The sequence below is a fragment of the Flagellimonas oceanensis genome (assembly GCF_003992595.1).
Taxonomy (GTDB): Bacteria; Bacteroidota; Bacteroidia; order Flavobacteriales; family Flavobacteriaceae; genus Flagellimonas; species Flagellimonas oceanensis.
Window position 1 is genome coordinate 211681 of the sequence record NZ_RZNA01000003.1, and the last position, 19436, is coordinate 231116.

The 19436-nt window shown below is 42.9% G+C and carries 19 protein-coding genes; 10 read left to right on the plus strand and 9 right to left on the minus strand.

Annotation, left to right across the window (positions count from 1 at the left end; all coding sequences use genetic code 11):
- Positions 1-112: 112 nt before the first annotated feature.
- Both EO132_RS01040 and EO132_RS01045 read right to left on the minus strand, forming a co-directional pair.
- Positions 113-847 carry a lysophospholipid acyltransferase family protein gene (locus EO132_RS01040; protein WP_127136183.1) on the minus strand — a complete coding sequence of 245 codons (735 nt, stop codon included), beginning with the start codon at positions 845-847 and terminating at the stop codon, positions 113-115.
- 83 nt (positions 848-930) lie between these two features.
- The gene (locus EO132_RS01045; RefSeq protein ID WP_127136184.1) at positions 931-1341 is read right to left on the minus strand and encodes a BrxA/BrxB family bacilliredoxin; all 411 of its coding nucleotides are present in this window, start codon (positions 1339-1341) and stop codon (positions 931-933) included.
- 122 nt (positions 1342-1463) lie between these two features.
- Between EO132_RS01045 and EO132_RS01050 the strand changes: the two genes are divergently transcribed.
- Positions 1464-2201 carry a TerB family tellurite resistance protein gene (locus tag EO132_RS01050; protein WP_127136185.1) on the plus strand — a complete coding sequence of 246 codons (738 nt, stop codon included), beginning with the start codon at positions 1464-1466 and terminating at the stop codon, positions 2199-2201.
- Here EO132_RS01050 and EO132_RS01055 read toward each other — a convergent pair.
- Entirely contained in the window at positions 2198-3352 is a 1155-nt protein-coding gene (locus EO132_RS01055; protein WP_127136186.1) for a PepSY-associated TM helix domain-containing protein, read from the minus strand. The genes EO132_RS01050 and EO132_RS01055 overlap by 4 nt on opposite strands.
- Before the next feature lie 254 nt (positions 3353-3606).
- Here EO132_RS01055 and EO132_RS01060 point away from each other — a divergent pair, with 254 nt between their 5' ends.
- The 3 genes from EO132_RS01060 (at position 3607) to EO132_RS01070 (ending at position 6358) form a co-directional block, all read left to right on the plus strand.
- Positions 3607-4191 carry a HupE/UreJ family protein gene (locus tag EO132_RS01060; RefSeq protein WP_127136187.1) on the plus strand — a complete coding sequence of 195 codons (585 nt, stop codon included), beginning with the start codon at positions 3607-3609 and terminating at the stop codon, positions 4189-4191.
- Between the two features lie 85 nt (positions 4192-4276).
- A complete protein-coding gene (locus tag EO132_RS01065; RefSeq protein WP_127136188.1) occupies positions 4277-4714 on the plus strand; it encodes a deoxycytidylate deaminase in 438 nt (145 codons plus the stop codon).
- Between the two features lie 15 nt (positions 4715-4729).
- Positions 4730-6358 (plus strand): S41 family peptidase, encoded by a 1629-nt coding sequence (locus EO132_RS01070; protein ID WP_127136189.1) that lies wholly within the window; start codon positions 4730-4732, stop codon positions 6356-6358.
- 1 nt (position 6359) lies between these two features.
- Here the strand turns inward: EO132_RS01070 and EO132_RS01075 are convergent, their stop codons facing one another.
- Together EO132_RS01075 and EO132_RS01080 are read right to left on the minus strand one after the other, a co-directional pair.
- Positions 6360-6560 (minus strand): hypothetical protein, encoded by a 201-nt coding sequence (locus EO132_RS01075; protein ID WP_127136190.1) that lies wholly within the window; start codon positions 6558-6560, stop codon positions 6360-6362.
- 9 nt (positions 6561-6569) lie between these two features.
- The gene (locus EO132_RS01080) at positions 6570-7154 is read right to left on the minus strand and encodes a MarC family protein (protein WP_127136191.1); all 585 of its coding nucleotides are present in this window, start codon (positions 7152-7154) and stop codon (positions 6570-6572) included.
- A gap of 122 nt (positions 7155-7276) precedes the next feature.
- Here EO132_RS01080 and EO132_RS01085 point away from each other — a divergent pair, with 122 nt between their 5' ends.
- Positions 7277-7849, plus strand: coding sequence for a DUF3109 family protein (locus tag EO132_RS01085; protein ID WP_127136192.1), 573 nt, complete (start codon positions 7277-7279; stop codon positions 7847-7849).
- Here the strand turns inward: EO132_RS01085 and EO132_RS01090 are convergent.
- From EO132_RS01090 to EO132_RS01105, 4 genes are all read right to left on the minus strand, one after another.
- A complete protein-coding gene (locus EO132_RS01090; protein WP_127136193.1) occupies positions 7839-9806 on the minus strand; it encodes a tetratricopeptide repeat-containing sensor histidine kinase in 1968 nt (655 codons plus the stop codon). The genes EO132_RS01085 and EO132_RS01090 overlap by 11 nt on opposite strands.
- A 15-nt stretch (positions 9807-9821) precedes the next feature.
- Positions 9822-10556: a LytR/AlgR family response regulator transcription factor gene (locus EO132_RS01095; protein ID WP_127136194.1), complete on the minus strand. Its 735-nt coding sequence runs from the start codon at positions 10554-10556 to the stop codon at positions 9822-9824.
- A 1101-nt stretch (positions 10557-11657) separates the two neighbouring features.
- The gene (locus EO132_RS01100; RefSeq protein ID WP_127136195.1) at positions 11658-12311 is read right to left on the minus strand and encodes a gluconate 2-dehydrogenase subunit 3 family protein; all 654 of its coding nucleotides are present in this window, start codon (positions 12309-12311) and stop codon (positions 11658-11660) included.
- Positions 12311-14029, minus strand: coding sequence for a GMC oxidoreductase (locus tag EO132_RS01105; protein ID WP_127136196.1), 1719 nt, complete (start codon positions 14027-14029; stop codon positions 12311-12313). The genes EO132_RS01100 and EO132_RS01105 overlap by 1 nt, the downstream gene beginning before the upstream one ends.
- Positions 14030-14165: 136 nt before the next feature.
- Between EO132_RS01105 and EO132_RS01110 the strand changes: the two genes are divergently transcribed.
- From EO132_RS01110 to EO132_RS01130, 5 genes are all read left to right on the plus strand, one after another.
- Entirely contained in the window at positions 14166-15161 is a 996-nt protein-coding gene (locus tag EO132_RS01110) for a sugar phosphate isomerase/epimerase family protein (RefSeq protein ID WP_127136197.1), read from the plus strand.
- A gap of 21 nt (positions 15162-15182) precedes the next feature.
- Positions 15183-15626, plus strand: a complete 444-nt coding sequence (locus tag EO132_RS01115) for a DinB family protein (RefSeq protein ID WP_127136198.1) — start codon at positions 15183-15185, stop codon at positions 15624-15626.
- Positions 15627-15648: 22 nt separating this feature from the next.
- Complete coding sequence (locus tag EO132_RS01120; RefSeq protein WP_127136199.1) at positions 15649-16878, plus strand: nucleoside permease; 1230 nt, start codon at positions 15649-15651, stop codon at positions 16876-16878.
- Positions 16879-16992: 114 nt separating this feature from the next.
- A complete protein-coding gene (locus EO132_RS01125) occupies positions 16993-18231 on the plus strand; it encodes an MFS transporter (RefSeq protein ID WP_127136200.1) in 1239 nt (412 codons plus the stop codon).
- Positions 18232-18255: 24 nt separating this feature from the next.
- On the plus strand, positions 18256-19392 hold the full coding sequence (locus EO132_RS01130) for a Gfo/Idh/MocA family protein (protein WP_127136201.1): 1137 nt from the start codon (positions 18256-18258) through the stop codon (positions 19390-19392).
- The last annotated feature ends 44 nt before the right edge of the window (positions 19393-19436 follow it).

Genomic DNA, 19436 nt, shown 5'->3' on the forward strand with positions numbered 1-19436 from the left:
GTTCTCATTAAAGCTCAATTATTAGTTCGATGAGATTCCGAAATACCTTGCCTGCCGCGGGCAGTAATTCGGAATGACGTGCAATAGAGCATCATTACAGCAAGTGAATATTCTAGTTGGTATTGACTCCAGCCACAATCTGCTTTTCTATTTCAGCAATGAGTTCATCGGCGTTTCCACTATTTTCCATGGGAGGATGAACTTCAAACGTAACATGTGACCCCAATCCCATTGGAAATTTCCCGTAGCGCAACAACTTCCATGAGTTGTTGATACTGATGGGTACAATCAAAGCTGAGGGTGCATTTTTAAGCATCACTTTAAGCCCAGTGGTCCTAAACGGTTTGGGCACTCCATTCCTGCTTCGGGTTCCTTCCGGGAAAATAACGGCACTACGGTTGTTTGCACCAATGTATTTGGCCAACTTTTGGAGCTCGGCGATGGATTGTTTCGGGTCTTTTCTGTCAATCAGAGCGGAACCGCCATGCCTTAGGTTGAAAGACACACTCGGTATGCCCTTTCCCAACTCGATTTTGCTCACAAACTTGGGGTGGAACTTGCGCATATACCAAATTATAGGAGGTATATCGTACATGCTTTGATGGTTGGTTACAATAATGAGCGGTCTGTTGGCCGGAATCTCCTGTTGGTTTTTAAAGTTGTAGCGCGTTCCGAGTACATTGGTACATCGCATAATGAACCAATTTAAGATGGAAACACTTTTTTTGTGTGCATTGTAACCGAACACTTTAAGGCAGATCCATTGTATAGGGTGAAAAATGACCAGAACCAAACCAAAGAGCAAAAAGAAAATTAAGGTCAGTGGATACGATATGATTTTTTGCACGCTTACATGTTTATGGGTTGCCGTAAAAATAAAAAAACCACCCTATAGGGTGGCCTATTACATATTTTAATTTGCTTGATGATCTAGCAAAACTCGTTGTAGGCTTCCATCAAGTTCTCTGCAATAAGTTCTGCAGGTCTACCTTCAATATGGTGTCTTTCGATCATGTGGACCAACTCTCCGTCTTTGAACAAAGCCATGCTTGGAGAAGAAGGAGGGAAGGGAACCATGTGGTTTCTTGCTGTTTCCACGGCATCCATATCCACACCTGCAAAAACGGTCACCAAATTATTTGGGGTTTTACTGTTTTGTAGGCTCAATTTGGCCGCTGGCCTTGCATTTGCCGCCGCACACCCACAGACTGAATTGACCACTACCAAAGTGGTTCCGTCCTTTTTTAGGGCATTTTCAACAGCTTCACTTGTATGTAGTTCTTCAAACCCGGCTCCGGCCAAGTCTTCGCGCATAGGTTTTACCAATTCTTCTGGATACATAGACTTCTTTTTAATTATAGTACAAAGATACGGTATTGTTAGGATTTTTTCATCACCCTTAACATTGCTTAAAGCTTTGTTTACCTATCAAACCCCTATATTTGCCCTTTAATTTTTGAAGTATGATCAAGTGGATAGCCGCTTTTCTCGGTTATTTTTTATTTAGATTTCCCGGAGCGGTTCTAGGGTTTATCGTAGGGACCTTTTTAGATAATTTTGGAGCTTCTGGTAATCGATCAAGATCGGTATTCGAAAACGTGACCCGGCAATCGGTGTCCCCGGCTGATTTTGAGTTGAACTTGCTATCCCTTTGCTCCATTATTATCAAGGCGGACGGCCAAGTGAACCAACGGGAACTTGATTATGTGCGACAATACTTTTTGAGTACCTACGGGAAAGAAAAGGCAAATGCCATATTCCGGACGTTTAACGATGTCATAAAAAAACGCGAAATATCGGCCCAACGCATCTGTAATTTTATGGTCCAGCGTACCCGCTACGAGGTGCGTTTACAAATGCTTCATTTTTTGTTTGGCATTGCACAATCCGATGGGCAGGTAAGCAAGGCCGAAATTCAAAAGTTACGCGAAATCGCAGGATATTTTCGAGTGAATCAACACGATTTTGAAAGTATCATGGCAATGTTCATCAAATCCACGGACAACTCGTACAAGATATTGGAAATCGAGAAGACCGCTACCGATGAAGAGGTAAAGAAAGCCTACAGGAAAATGGCCAAAAAGTACCATCCCGATCGTGTGGTCACGGAAAATGAAGCCATCAGAAATGGTGCCGAGGAAAAATTCAAAGAAGTGCAAAAAGCCTACGAGACCATCCAAAAGGAAAGGGGCATTTCTTAAGCCATTGCCAATTTCTTTCTTCTTTTACTCTTCTTTTTTAGTTTATTGATGTAGATGATGGTTCCGGTAATGGGCAAACTAGTGGCAATTAGGCAGGCCAAGAAATAAATCCATTTGCTGAACGTACCATAAATGGTTCCCGTATGAATGGCTTTTATGGCAGATGCAATCTTTACATTAAGTGGTTTATCCGCATAGATTTCCTTGCTGATCACTTGTCCCGATACATGGAGTTGTAACCTGTCCTGCGCCACAGTGGACCAAGAATCATCAGCGATCTTCCTAAAACTGTAAGCTGGATTTTCTTCACTTGGGAGGCTAATGGACAGGGTGCCGTCATAATCAAGTTCCTTGTTGGCCAGAGCTATGGCTTCCTCCAAGTTGATGGATTTGCCATTGTCCAGACTTTCCAAATCAACTTCCGGACCTCCGCCACGGTTACCAAAAACCCTAGTGCCCATGATGGCGCTCAAGCCATCTCGATAACCTTCAAAGGACCAACAAAGTCCGGTAATGCCCATGATCAAGATCAAAATACAGGCATAAAAGCCCAAAGTGTTGTGCAAGTCATGGTTGATTCTTTTCCAGTTGGCGTTGGTCTTGACCTTAAACCCAGCTTTAACGGTTTTCCATTTTACTTTTTTAGGGAACCAAAGTACAATCCCGGAAATGGCCAATATCAAGAAAATGATAGTGGCGATACCCACAATGGGCCTTCCCCATTTTATATCCATCAATAACCAACGGTGCAATTTGAACATGCTGAACATAAAATCATCGACACTGGTTTTTTGAGGGGCTAAAACATCACCAGTATATGGGTTTACTTCATAGGTTGTGCCCCGTCGTTGCTTTGGGTCTTCCTTTATGGAGAATTCGTAGGGAGAGGTTTCATCGGTAGGAACCGTCAAACCCGTCAAGGTTCCTTTGGATTGGATGTTGGGGTCGTTCACCAAAGTGGCGAGTGATTTTTTTGCTCCGGTCACTTCAACCTTCATATCCTCTTTGAACCAACCTTCTATTTCCTCTTCAAAAGTCAGAATTGTGCCACTTAGACAGACCAAAAACAAAATGATGCCGCTTACAAGGCCCAACCATAGGTGCACATCGTTGATAAAATCCCTAACTCCGTATTTCTTCTTTTTTCCCATATCTTCGGATAGCGCTATTATTTAATTGGCAAGTTTACATTGTTTCAAATGGACACATCCCATTGGACAGTACTTTTGTTAAATGGTTTAACGGACTACAATATAAACTTCTCTTTTGTGTCATTTTCGCAAATATAATGGCTGAATCATAAATCCGAACCATTATTTGGATTAATTTTAAATAAAACATTGTTGTGTTGGTTTTCGGGTAGGCACGAATGGTTTTTATTGGTTAAATTTGAAAGCAAAAGCATATGCAGGAATTTCTGTTCTACATTAGACTCGGGCTTGACCATGTATTGGACTTTGGGGCCTACGATCATATTTTGTTCCTATCGGCTTTGGCGGTGCCCTTTACCTTCAAGTATTGGAAGCGTGTATTGATCTTGGCCACCATATTTACCATTGCGCACTGTACTTCCTTGGCCTTATCGGTTTACGAGGTTGCCACAGTGGATGTTGGATTGATCGAGTTTTTGATTCCCGTGACCATTTTGCTCACGGCCCTGTTTAATTTTGCCTATGTGTACAAGGAGGCACTGGATGTTGGACTTTTTCTTCACATTTTGGCCACTGCGTTCTTTGGATTGATCCATGGTTTTGGCTTTTCCAATTATTTTAAAATGTTGATGGCCGAAGAGGAGGACAAAATCACTCCTTTGTTGGGCTTTGCAACGGGAATAGAGTTGTCTCAGGTAACCGTTATCTTGGTGGTTTTGACCATTGCTTATGTGGTTTTGAACCTATTGAAGGTAAAACGTTCCATTTTTATTGCGGTCGCTTCTATTTTGATCATTGCCATTACAATACCCTTGCTTATTGCTACGTTCCCAATGTAGGACCTTCGTTAAAATTTATCGAATAAGGTTGTAAGGGTCTCTCAAAGCAGGTATATTTATTTAATTATCAGCGTTTTTTGCATTTATGAAGGCGAGCAAACAGGAAAAGTATGATAAAGCTTACTTACGGATGGCCCAGGAATGGGGCAAACTTTCGTATTGTAAACGAAGACAGGTAGGGGCTATCATTGTAAAGGATAGAATGATCATTTCCGATGGGTACAACGGAACCCCAACGGGATTTGAGAACTTTTGTGAGGATGATGAAGGATATACCAAATGGTATGTGCTCCATGCCGAAGCCAACGCTATCCTTAAGGTTGCTTCCTCCACCCAATCCTGTGTGGGCGCCACTTTGTACATTACGCTATCGCCATGTAGGGAGTGCAGTAAGCTTGTGCACCAAGCTGGCATAAAACGTGTGGTATATCAGAGTGCATACAAAGACGACTCTGGAATAAAGTTTTTGGAACGGGCAGGCGTTGAAATCGTACACATGCCAGTTTTGGAAGAAATGGTTTAAAACCATAATTGCTATATGAAAAAAATCAAAGGATATATTTGGCCTACCTTACTTGCTCTTGCGGTGGCCATCGGCATATTTATAGGAGGGAAACTGCATTTTAACGATTCCCCGGAAAAACTCTTCTCCACCAATTCAAAAAAGGACAAGCTCAACCGGCTCATCGACTATATCGACTATGAATACGTGGATGATGTGGACACCGACAGCATCGTGGATGTTACCGTGAACAATATCTTGGGAAAACTGGATCCACATTCCGTTTATATCCCAAAGGATGAAATGAAGGATGTTGCCGAAAGCATGAAAGGCGACTTCGCTGGCATCGGCGTAAGCTTTTACATGTACAATGATACCATCACGGTAATAAGAACCATCAAGAACGGCCCTAGTTACATCAGCGGCATTAAGCCTGGAGACCGTATTCTAATGGCCGATAATGATACACTTTTTGGCAGAAGAATTGCCAACGATGATGTGGTATCCACCCTAAAAGGTAAAATTGGCACCAAGGTTAATTTGAAGGTTTATAGAAAGACCGAGAATAAAATTATGGATGTTCCCGTGGTTCGCGACCGTGTTCCTATCCGCAGTGTGGATGCTTATTACATGCTTACCAAGGATATGGGATACATCAAGATCAATCGCTTTGCGGAATCCACTTTTGATGAGTTTAAGGACGCCTTGAGAAAGTTGAAGTTAAGAGGTGCAGAAAAATTGACATTGGACCTCAGGGACAATCCAGGAGGCTATTTGGGCATTGCCGAGAAATTGGCCGATGAGTTTTTGGGAGATGATAAACTGATCCTCTTTACCAAGAACAAAAAGGGACGAATCAAAAAAGCGTTTGCTACAAAAAAAGGCGATTTTGAGGATAAACCAGTCTATGTTCTGATCAACGAACGTTCCGCCTCCGCCAGTGAAATTATTGCTGGAGCTTTGCAGGATAACGATATAGGAACCATTGTTGGGCGCCGTTCCTTCGGAAAAGGATTGGTGCAACGTGAGATGGATTTGGGGGACGGTTCCGCTGTTAGGTTGACCGTATCCAGATACTACACCCCAACGGGGCGATCCATTCAAAGATCGTACAAGGATGGCAACCATGACTACTACAAAAGGTTCATGGAGCGCTATGCCAGTGGAGAGCTTACCTCAGCGGACAGCATTAAAGTAGCGGACTCTTTGAAGTTTGTTACCCCAAAAGGTAAAGTCGTCTATGGCGGTGGAGGCATTATCCCCGATGTTTTTGTGCCAATTGGGAGCAACCAAGAAGAGGCCATAGAAAGTATGGACGACACCTATCAATTCTTTGCTCGCTTTGTTTTTGAGCACTTGGAAGACGATAGAACCATGTACGATGGGTACACTCAAAACGAATTTTTGGATGAGTTCCATGTGGACGATATCCTTTTTGACAAGTTTATCCAGTTTGTATTGGACCGCAAGGTAAAATTGGATTTCTACGCTTATGAGGATAAGATAAAAGCTTATCTAAAGGCCAATATTGCGGAACAATTGTATTCGCCAAACCTATCTGCACAGATCAAGGGTGATTATGATGCCATGCTGAAAAGGGTTAAAGCCTTGGATCAAGCCGAGATAGACCAATCCCAGTTGGGAGCGGTTGAGATAAAGCCTTGATTTACTTCTTCAGCTTTTTATCAATCTTTTTGGAGGTCATAAAGATCAACATGAGGACTATGGCACACAAAGAAGCCACTATTCCAATCAATGCAACGGTGCTATCGCCCTGAAGCGGGTTTTCAAAATCGACCAGGGTCACATTGTAGGCTATCAGTGCCAATGCGAGTATAATTAAAACTATGGCAAAAGTCTTGTTCATATCAATGTTTTAAGCAGCGTGCGAAAGCAACTCATTCACATTGGTGGCAAAAAGCTTGACAGCGATGGCCATCAAGATCACACCAAACACCTTTCGTATGATATTGAGTCCGTTTTTACCCAAAATACGTTCAATTCGGGCACTGGACTTAAGCACGATGTACACAAAGATAACGTTTATAATTATGGCCACGATAATGTTCTCCACATGATATTCGGCTCTAAGGGATAAGATGGATGTCAAGGTTCCCGCACCCGCGATCAAAGGAAACGCTATGGGCACAATGGAAGCAGTTTCTGGTTCATCATCCTTATATAGGGATATCCCCAAGATCATTTCTATGGCCAAAAAGAATATGATAAAGGCACCGGCAACAGCAAACGAATTCACATCGATTCCAATTAAAGAAAGAATGCTTTCCCCCACAAAGAGGAATGCGATCATGATCGAAGTGGCCACAATGGAGGCCTTCTCGGATTGTACATGTCCAACCTTGTTGCGAAGCGATAGAATAATCGGGATACTCCCCAAAATATCGATTACGGCAAACAATACCATTCCAGCGGTCGCTATTTCTTTAAAGTTAAAATTCATACCCTCATTTTTTTCGGACGGCAAATTTACGTCGAAAAAATACTTTTGGACTACATAAAATGTTTAGAAATCATCAAATTTTTTGTTTTGGATTACCTTTGCCGAAAAATTTAGGATAAACTATGTTCCAGATAGGAAAAACCATTGTGTCCGAAGAGATATTGCAGAACGATTTTGTGTGCAACCTGAATGCTTGCAAAGGAGCATGTTGCGTGGGAGGGGAGTACGGAGCTCCATTGGAGGATTCCGAAACGGACAAGCTCGTGAACATTTATCAAGATGTAAAGCCTTTTCTACGTCCTGAAGGCATTGCCGCTATAGAGGAACACGGGACTTTTGTGAAAGGCGAGGACGGCGAATGGGAGACCCCTTTGGTAAACAACAACGAGTGCGCCTATGTGATTTTTTCCGATGATGGCATAGCCAAGTGCGGGCTTGAAGCTGCCCACGAAGCTGGTGCCACTAAATGGAAAAAGCCGATTTCTTGCTACCTCTATCCAGTTCGGACACGGGAATACACCGAATTTACCGCGGTAAACTATCATAAATGGGAGATATGTGATCCTGCCTGTGCCCTGGGAGAAGAGCTAAAAGTCCCGATTTATAAGTTTGTGAAGGACGCCCTCATCCAAAAATTTGGGGAAGACTGGTATAGGGAATTGGAAGAAGTAGCTGCGGAAAACACTAAATCGTAGGAATGTCCAAGACCACTTTGGTGCCGTTCGGGTCTCCATTTTCATCGAACAGGTCCAAAATATCCACATCGAATTTGTTCTGGTAATCCTTTGCAAAATTGGCCAAGCGCTCCTTGGTAATGCGGATTCCCAATGATTTTTTCTTCAATACACGGTTTTCCTTGTTTACCTCGGCCATTGTTCTGCCGACACCATTGTCCACGATTTCAATGGTAACATGCCCTTTATCCTTGTGCTTTACGTTTATCTGAATCTTCTTTTCGCCATCCTTTGGTGATAGTCCATGCCACAGGGAGTTTTCCAAAAAGGGCTGAAGGGTCAAAGATGGGATTTTGATGTTGTCGATGTTGATGCCTTCCTCAACCTCGATCTTGAAATCTATCTCGTTGGAAAACCGTATGTTCTCGATGTTCATATAAAGTTCCATGGTCCCGAGTTCTTCGGATAAAGGGATTTCCTTTTGGGAGGATGCCTCTAAAATCTTTCGTACCAGTTTGGAGAACTTGTTGAGGTAGTGCACCGCATTTTTCTGCTCGTTGTTGATAATGTAAAGCTTGATGGAATTCAAGGAATTGAACAGGAAATGGGGGTTCATTTGACTGCGCAACATCTGTTGTTCCAATGTGAGTACCCTTTTCTCATTTTTGCTCTGGTATTGCCGGTAAAGGATGTACAGAATGGAAGATATCAAGCCCACGATCAATGCACTTACCAATAGGGTGGTTTGGTTCTTCTTCAGCCTTAAGCGTACGATTTCATTTTCTTTGGCCAATACGGCGATCTGGTTGTTTTTTTTATCGTTTTCGTACTTGACGATAATATCGTTCATATACCGCAAGTTGGTGGCACTGGAGATTTCCTTGTCGTACTGATCCGCCTTTTTGTAATACTCATAGGCCTGTTTGAAATCACCTTTGGCATTCTCCAGATCTGACATTTTCTCGTAGGCATACAAAATATTGCTGGGCATGTTTCTGTTTTGAGCCATTTGCAGACCTTCCTGTATAAATCCTTTTGCTTTTTCGTAATTGCCCAATTTGGTATGTGCCCAACCCGTATTGATATAAATCACCGACGACATGGAAAGATCCCCTATTCTTTTCGATTCGTCGTGGAGGGGCTCTAAGAGTACCAGGGCAAGGTATGGCATATCTTGCTTGAGATAGATCTGTGCAAGACTGTTTTTACAGATCAACCTCCCAATGTCCGAGTCGATTTCCTCGTTGTAGGCCAAGGATTTTCGATAGTTCTCCAGAGCAGCCTCCAAATCCCCCTTCTCTTCGAGACAATGCCCAATATTTTGGTGGTTGATGGCCAATCCCAGTTTGTTTCCAAGTTCCTCTTCCAGCTTAAGGGCCCTTCGGAACTGCAATATGGCCAAATCATACTGTTCCAGGGTTTGATAAAGGTTTCCAATCCCGTTTAAGGCAACATTGATGCTCCTCTTAATGTGGTGGGACGGGGCTTCTATCTGTTCGGAAAGTTCCAGTGCTCTTTGGTGGTAGTCTATAGCGGTCTTGATGGCATCCGTACGCCGGTAGACCACGCCCAACATATTAAGGCTAAGAATCCTGAAGCCGGTATTGTTGGCTTCTTCAGAGATTGCGAGGGCCTTTTCGTGGAGGGCCACGGCTTTTTCGTATTGGGAAATGTTCCTGTATTTCATTCCCAATAGGTTCAGGGCAAAAGCCTGCCCTTCCAAATAATCGTGTTCCTTGCTCAGATTTTCAAAGTATCGCAAAAGCGTGGTGTCCCTTTTTTCATTGTCAAGTTCATTGTCAAGAGCTCCATAAGTGCGGGGTTGAAGTTGAACAATGGTTTCCGCCTTTTCCTGAAATTCCTTTGGTACCTCCTGTGCGGTCAATCCACCAAGGAACGAAAACAGCAAAAGCATCAGCAAAGCGCTTCTTTGTACTCGATGCAGGTTTTCGATGTGATGGAACTTTACGATGGGCACGGGAACATAACGGTATTAAAGCATATCCAGAAAATCGGATTTTTTTTGCCGGGAAACTGGGATTTTATGATTGGATTCCAAAACCACGTAACCATCGGTTTTTAGAAACTCCTTTATTTTGTTGAGATTGATGATATAGGAATTGTGGATTCTGAAGAAACTGTTTTCAGGTAAAAGAGTGTTTACTTCCTTCAGTTTTTTGGTAAGCAGTATTTTTTGACCATCGACCAAGAATATGGTACTATAGTTGCCATCGGACTCGGCATACAAAATATCATCGCTGTTCAGGAAGACCAGTTTGCCATCGGTATTGATGGTGATTTTTTTGCTCTGGGATTCCGCATTGAAGTTGAGAAGAATCTTTTCCAGACGATCCACTGTCAAATTTTTGGCATTGAACTTTTTTATTTTGCCAATGGTCTCTTCAAGATCATCGGAATCAATGGGTTTTAAAAGATAGTCAATGGCCTCATTCTTCAAGGCTTGTAGCGCGTATTGATTATAAGCAGTGGTGATAACAACGGGAAAATCCTTGTTCTTGAGATTTTTTATAAACTGAAACCCGTCCATTGCAGGCATCTCAATATCCAGGAACAAACAATCCGGAGTGTTCTGTTCCAAATAATCCAAAGCTTCCCTAGCATCTGTAAAAGATGCAATAATATCCACTTCATCGCTCAAGTTGGTAAGTTCCCAACTCAGACTTTGGAGGGCTTTTATTTCGTCATCAACTATTACGGCTTCTAACATTGGATAATATAGGTAATATCAAATTTAGGATTATTCTCCACATAGTACTAAAATTATGTGTTAATGGATGTGTAGTGCGTATAACTGGTAAGAAAAGGGAAATCAAGGGAAAAACGGTGAGTTTTTTAAGATTAAAGCAAAATAATATAAGAAAAAGACTACAATGGTTAAAAACCAAAAATCCAATTATACATAAAAGGGAACAGTTTATACATAGAAATCATATGTGAGCTTTTTTGTTGTCTATATTCGGCATGTCCAAAAATGATGGGACAATCTCAAATAGCCAGATAATGAGAAAATGTGCAATATTGTTTTTGATTTTGATTGTGGCTTTGGTTTTTGCCGCAGTATCGGAAAGGAATAACACCGAACTTGGTTCGGATTGGAATAAGGTCGTTGCCACGAAATAAAAGGTAACAACCATGTGCTCTTTTAAATTTTGTATTACCAAATAATTGTACGGCCACAGCAACCAATCTTTTGATTGTATAAACCGCTTGCACAATTCATCTTCGGTTAGGCCACAATCTGGATTTGATTTTAGGTTTCGGGGGAACTACCTATAACAAAGAAGGATTATATACAGGCTCGATTGAAGAGGCCGTACTCTTTGGTAATATTTTTTGGCCAGAGGCCAGTTCATCATAAAAGCAAGACCAGGTAAGTACTTTATCTGGTCTTTTTATTTTGGGGGTCCCATACTTACGACTTCACAATTCAGCTCTCCATATCTAGATGTCAACATTTTATGTTAAAAACTTTATGGCTGTTTTATAAAGTGGCCCTTTAAAATATGGCTTGGTTTTTAAATCTTTGCCGTGCAGACTTCAAAGTTCATTATTGCTGTTGAATCGGATTTGGGTTATGCTTGGGTCCATTTTGAAAAAGCAAGGAATTACTGCACGACTGCAAAGATTTGTTTCCATTGATGCAGTTTTTGTACTGAATATCAGTACGTGTGATAGTGTTTATTGATTCAATACCTCGGACAAGTTCACCCCACATAAGAACAATCCGGGGTATTTTTCTTAAGATAAAGGATATAAAAAAAACCTCCATTTTTGATGGAGGTTTTTGGTTTTTATGGCACTGTATGGTTTACAAGGACCATGCTTTGCCGCCGGTCAATGTTTCCAAATCGCCGCATGGGATATACTCGCCAGGAATAGGTGCGTAGGCCAGTACTTCCTCACCGATATATTCCGATGATTTATAGGCCCATGTACCCAGATCCCTTAGGTCGTTGGCAAAGGAGAAACGTGCGATATCATCGTCCAAACTACCCTCTCCACCTTCTCGGATGGCTTCAGTATAGGCCATAATAGCTTCAGAATGGGCTTCCTCCTCTTCATCTGAACGTTTTCTAAGATAGGTCTGCAGGGCAGGCTCTATATCCGCGGGCTCGATGTCCATCAAGGATTCCTTGCCTGAATCAGCGAGCACCTTATCGTAGAATTTGTTCATTTTCATGATTACGAAATCCCTTTGCTCCAAAGGCATAACTTCATCCAAATAAGCATCGATGAAGGTATGGACGTTCATTTCCGTAGCAGAAGGTGTATCCGTTTTTGGAAGGATGACGTCCAAGGTCTGTGCCATGGCATATCCTTGCTCTTTACTCAGGAAATTTGGAGTCCATTCGGCAAAGGCAGGTTTGTCCTTACAGCTCTGCAATAAAGACAATAACGTTGGCGTGGCCACGGCATAACCGAAAGCCAACCCCATATTTTTAAGTGCTGATCTTCTTTCCATTATATATTTCCTTTTTTAAGTTCTTGAGCGGCGTGGTTGGCTGCTCTTGCAGTAAAGGCCATGTACGTCAACGATGGGTTGACACAACTTGCAGAGGTCATAAAGGCACCATCGGTAACATATACGTTTTTACATCCGTGTACTTGGTTGTTGCCATTGACCACGGAAGTTTTAGGGTCAAATCCCATACGGGCCGTACCCATTTCATGGATTCCAAGTCCAAGCGCGTATGGTGCATCGAAAGCGGTAACATCTTTGGCTCCTGCTTTTTCAAGCATTTGAACAGCTTGTTCCTGCATATCTTTACGCATATTGTACTCGTTCTCTCCGATTTCGGCGTCAAAAGTCACGGTAGGTAGGCCCCACTTGTCTTTTTTGTCGTAATCCAAGGTCATTTTGTTCTCGTGGTATGGAAGTGTTTCTCCAAAAGCGTTGATGCTCATGTTCCATCCCCCTGGGGTCATCATGGCATCCTTGTAAGCTTTTCCATAAGCGGCCTCGGCAACCATTTCTTCGTAATTGCCCCTGTTGGCACCGCCTTGGTAACCGTACCCACGAACAAAATCCTTCATATTGGAATCACCACCAAGGTTTCTAAATCTAGGGATGTACACTCCATTTGGTTTTCTGCCCTTGTAGTATTTGTCTTCGTATCCATCAAATTTGCCGGATGCACCTACAAGGAAGTGGTGATCCATCACATTGTGGCCCAGTTCTCCGGAATCGTTGCCCAATCCATCAGGGAATCTATCGGATTTGGACTGCATCAGAATGGAAGTGGATGCAATGGCGGAAGCACAAAGGAAAATCACTTTGGCCTTAAATTCGAATTCTTCATTGGTTTCCCTGTCGATGACCTTGACACCCGTGGCTTTTTTGGTGTTTGGGTCATAAATTACCTCATGTACAATGGAATCAGGTCGCAGTGTCATGTTTCCCGTAGCTTCGGCAGCTGGCAAAGTAGAGGAAACACTACTGAAGTATGCTCCGAAAGGACAACCTCTAATGCAACGGTTCCTGAACTGGCAACGAACACGGCCATCGCCTTCAAATTTCTTGTCACTGTTAATGTGAGCTACCCTACCGGCAGTGATCACACGACCGCCAAAATGCTCGGCGACCTTTCCTCTTACGTGATCTTCCACGCAGTTCAACTCCATCATGGGCTCGAACTGACCATCGGGCAATTGTGGCAAGCCCAGATTTTCACCGGATACCCCAATGTAGCTTTCCACCTTATCGTACCAAGGCGCAATGTCCTTGTAGCGTACTGGCCAATCCACGGCAATACCTTCATTCTTATTGGCTGTAAAATCAATATCACTCCAGCGGTAACTGTGTCTGCCCCACATAATGGAACGACCACCTACATGGTATCCACGCATCCAATCGAAACGCTTGGTTTCGTTGTAAGGGTGCTCCAAATCATTCACGAACCAATGCTTGGAAGCTGCTCCAGTGGTATAGCCCGTTCTGGATTGTTTTTCTTGTTTCTTAATGTCTTCTCGGGTTGCTTGCCCGGCATGCGGAAAATCCCATGGGTCTTTATCGGCCGTTGTATAGCTTTCACGGTGTTTTACCATGGGTCCACGCTCCAAGACCAAGGTCTTGAGACCGTTTTCGCACAATTCCTTGGCAGCCCAACCACCGCTGATACCCGTACCTACCACGATGGCATCATAGGATTCCTGCTCCTGATTGTAATAAAATTTACTCATTTATTCGGATTGTTTATTTGCTAAATGTATTAATTATTAAATTAATTTTCTACATTTAATCCCTATGTTTATTGAGAATTCAGCACTATAACGTTGTAGTTTTTGGATTCCGTAAGAAATTAACTAACGTAAAAATATGAGCAGAAGTAGTTTAGCACAGAAAAGTATCGCCACACTTATCTTAGTGGCTTTTTTGGGGATTTATTCCTGTAAACAGGGTCCAAAGGATTCCGCTGAAGAAAATACCACAGAAGAAGTGGCTGTTGAAGCGACCAAGCCAGACATTAAACTTTCATTGGCGCAATGGTCCATCCATAAAATGATTTTTGAAGAAGGTGTAGATCCCTACACGTTTGCCGAAAAAGCAAACGAATGGGGTTTTGAAGGATTGGAATATGTAAGCGCCCTGTATTATGAAGAACTTCAGGCAGCTGATTTTTCTGAAGAAGCTATGAACAACTGGGTGGAAAAAAGCAAGGCCGAAAGTGAAAAATATGGACTTACGAACCTTTTGATCATGGTGGACGGCCAAGGAGATATTGCCGTTACCGATGAGGCGGAAAGAACAAAGGCAGTGGAAAACCATTACAAGTGGGTTGATGCAGCCGCAGCCTTGGGCTGTCACTCTATCCGTGTCAACCTTAACGGAAGCATGGACCCCGAAGTATGGATGCCTGCATCTGTAGCAGGACTTACCCAATTGGCCACTTACGCCAAGGACAAGAACATCAACATCATTGTGGAAAACCACGGAGGACCATCTTCCAATGCGCAACTGTTGGCAGAAGTTATGGAGAAAGTGGGCATGGACAATTGCGGTACACTGCCTGATTTTGGTAATTTCTGTATCAAGAGAGCAGAAGGGGACTATTATTCATCTGAATGTGTGGAAGAGTATGACAAATATAAAGGAGTAAAGGAATTGATGCCCTATGCCAAAGGTGTGAGTGCCAAGTCCTATAATTTTGATGAGAATGGCAATGAAACCGTGATCGATTTTGAAAGGATCATGGATACTGTGGTGGCCTCCGGATACGAAGGTTTTGTAGGCGTGGAATATGAAGGCTCCGAACTTAGCGAAGAAGAAGGAATATTGGCGACCAAAGCACTTTTGGAAAAAGTATTGGAATAGTCAACAAATATGAATGGGTAGATGAAGGGATTTTTACAACAGCTCTTCGATTACAATTTCTATTGTAACAAAAAAATAATTGAACAATGCAGTGGTCTGGACCAAGTTCCGGACAACTGCATTAGACTTTTTAGTCATATACTCAATGCCCATCATATTTGGAACCAAAGAATTCAGGGAAGACCAATTGAGTTTGGCGTTTGGGACCTGCACAATGTGAATAGGTGGGAAGACATTCATTATGAAAATCAACGTACTTCCTTTGAAATTGTATCCAACACGGATACTTTTGATGACAGAGTGGAATACACCAACAGTGCGGGAAAGAATTTCTCAAATAAACGGGAGGACATTCTATTTCATATCATCAATCATTCCACGCACCATAGAGGGCAGATTATGATGGAGTTGAGAAATGCGGGAAGCGTGCCTGAACCTTTGGATTATGTGCATTACAAACGATAATTACTAATTTTAATATACCAACATGAATATTAAAACCAAATTCCAACTATCCTTTATGATGTTCCTCGAGTTTTTTATCTGGGGAGGTTGGTTTGTTACCCTTGGAACATTCCTTGGAAGCAATCTTGAAGCAACGGCAGGGCAGTCATCCATGGCGTTTTCCACACAATCGTGGGGAGCTATTATCGCTCCATTTATCATAGGATTGATCGCCGACAGATATTTTAATGCCGAACGGATTTTGGGCGTACTGCACCTGATAGGTGCATTTTTGATGTATCAAATGTATCAATCCGAGGATTTTGTTGCTTTCTATCCCTACGTGTTGGGTTACATGATTTTGTACATGCCAACATTGGCTTTGGTCAATTCCATTTCGTTCAATCAAATGAAGGACCCAGCGAAGGAATTTTCCAATATCCGTGTGTTTGGAACCATCGGATGGATTATTGCCGGACTTGTGATCAGCTATCTCTTTGTTTGGGATTCGCCGGAGGCTTTGGAAGCGGGAATGCTCAAGAACACATTCTTGATGGCCGGGATAGCTTCTGCAATTTTGGGACTGTTCAGCTTTACCTTGCCTAAAACTCCACCAAAAGTGGATAAAAGTGAAAAAGTGACCATCTCCGATGTATTGGGATTGGACGCATTAAAGCTTTTAAAGGATAAGAATTTCTTGGTGTTCTTTATTTCATCCGTATTGATTTGTATTCCTTTGGCTTTTTATTATCAAAATGCCAATCCTTTTTTAGCGGAAATAGGCTTGGCCAACCCAACGGGTAAAATGGCCATAGGACAAATTTCCGAAGCACTTTTTATATTGGCACTGCCTTTCTTTTTTACCAGATTCGGGTTTAAGAAGACGATATTGGTAGGTATGTTGGCATGGACGGTGCGCTATCTGCTTTTCGCATACGGTAATGCCGATGAATTATCGTTTATGTTGATCATTGGAATAGCGTTGCACGGCATCTGTTACGATTTCTTTTTCGTTTCAGGACAGATTTATACGGACACCAAAGCAGGGGAAAAGTACAAAAGTGCTGCACAGGGCTTGATCACCCTGGCCACCTATGGAGTGGGAATGTTGATAGGTTTCTGGATTGCGGGACAAATCACCGATTCCCTGACCTTGGAAGATGGTGCCCATGCTTGGGAGAGCATCTGGATTTATCCAGCAGCGTTTGCAGCGGTGGTATTTATCTTGTTTGCGCTGATATTCAAAAATGAGAAAGTAGAGTACAAATCATAATCATGGAACACCGATAGGCACATAATCGGTCGTTAAGTGGTTCAACTTTGATTTAAAATTCAGAAGAAGTGACATAAAAATCATAGATACAACCAAAAATTAACTGAAACAAACATGAAAAACGTAAACAAGAATCAGCTATTTGTAGCGGCCTGTATTTCGCTGGTGGTTACATCCATGACCTTCGCTATTAGAGCGGGAATATTGACCCAGTTGGGGGAGGAGTTCATGCTCTCCAATCAACAATTGGGTTGGATAAACAGTATGGGCTTTTTTGGGTTCCCGATAGCCATGATCTTTGGAGGTCTGCTCTACAATAAAATTGGAGCGCGCAAACTCATGGTAACGGCATTTGTCTGCCATATTATCGGATTGGTCATGACCATTATGGCCGGAGGCTTCTGGACCTTGATCATATCCACATTCTTTATCGGTTTTGCCAATGGTTCTGTGGAAGCGGCCTGTAACCCTATGATCGCCGATATGTTCACCAAGAACCGTACAGCCATGCTGAACCGTTTCCACGTATGGTTCCCCGGGGGTATCGTGATCGGTTCGCTGATTTCCAAGTTCATGACGGATTTTGGAATGGGATGGCAATTGCAGATTGCGGTCATGTTGATACCAACCCTTATCTACGGGTATATGTTCTTTAAACAAGAGTTTCCGGAAAGCGAGCATATCGAAACCGATACCACCAAGAACATCAAAGGTCTTGCCGACCCCTTGTTCATTTTTATCATGATATGTATGACGCTTACCGCGATATCCGAGTTTGGGCCACAGCAATGGGTAGAGCGAATTTTAGGTAATTCGGGAGCAAGCCCCATGTTGGTGTTGGCCATGGTAACCGGTATTATGGCCATAGGACGATTTTTTGCGGGCCCCATAGTACATAGGCTAAACCCTATTGGTGTACTGGTCATGTCCGCTTTGATCACCACCGCGGCAGTTTACAGTATGAGTGTTGCCGAAGGGTCCATGATTTATCTGGCGGCTATTCTTTTTGCCTTGGGAGTTTGTTATTTTTGGCCTACCATGATTGGTTTTACCTCAGAATACCTTCCAAGGACCGGTGCATTGGGAATGTCCTTGGTGGGTGGAGCAGGAATGTTTTCCACCGCCATTTGGCAACCTGTGATCGGGGGATGGTTGGATTCCGCCAAAGAAACGGCCGTTGCATCAGGATTGACCGATGAGGTAGCGGAACTGGCAGCAGGAAAGGCAACTTTGGGAAAAATGATGTTCTTCCCATTGGCGGTACTGATTTTGTTCTCCATTCTGTTCCTATTGAGGAAAAAGTTGGAAGAGCGAAGAGTGCCCCAAGGCCATACCGCAGAAGAAGTAGTATAATTAAAGAAAATAAAACAATAGAAAATGCCTAAAAAAATTAGACTTGGAATACTTGGAGGAGGTGGCGATTCCCTTATCGGGGTTTTGCACAGGGTAGCATCCTTCATTAATGATAATTATGAAATAGTCGGTGCCGTATTCAACCCAGATTTGGAAGATAGTATCGCCTTTGCAAAGGAAATCGATGTTCCCACCAACCGAATCTATAAGGATTTTGATACACTGGTTGAGGAGGAATTGAAGCTTCCAGAGGACGAGCGTATTCAGGTGTGTTCCATCCTTACACCTAACTTCCTTCACTTTCCAATGGCAAAGAAACTGTTGGATAATGGGTTCCACGTTATCTGCGAAAAGCCGATGACGACTACCTACGAAGAAGCCAAGATTCTGCAGGAGTCCCTTAAAAAAGCAGGAACCGTATTTGCGGTTACCCATACCTACACCGGGTATCCCATGGTGCGTCAAATGCGTGAAATGATCAAAGAGGGGGCCATCGGGAAAGTACACAAGGTGGATGCACAATACTATCAAGGTTGGATGAACCCTATCATTCACGATAAGGAAAAGAGAGGGACCGTGTGGAGACTGGACCCTGAAAAAGCGGGTATCAGTTCCTGTATGGGGGATATCGGGGTGCACGCCTTTAACATGGTCGAGTACACGACAGGCTTGCAAGTGCAATCCCTGTTGTGCGATTTCAACTATATGTACGACGATAATGTAATGGATATGGACGGTACGGCCTTGATCCGTATGGACAAGAACGTAAAAGGTGTAATCAGGGCCAGTCAAGTGGCCACAGGGGAAGAGAACAACCTGACCATTGCGATTTACGGTCAAAAAGGAGGCTTGAAATGGGAACAAGAAAACCCCAATTATCTTTACAGACTTAACGACCCTGAACCGTTACAGGTGTACAAACCAGGTCATGAATATAATTCAGACTTGTCTTTGGATGGAACCAAATTACCTCCGGGCCACCCAGAAGGTATCTTTGACTCTATGGCCAATATTTATTTGGGCGTGGCCCGGGCCATTCGCGGCGAGGAATATAACAGTGGCGAGTTCCCGACCATGATGGACGGGGTTCGCGGTCTCAACTTTATAGAGAACACCGTAGCTTCACACAAACAAGGGAATATTTGGGTTGATATGGATTAATCCAAAACCCTAAAAAGTAGACATAATGGCTGCCCACGGGCGGC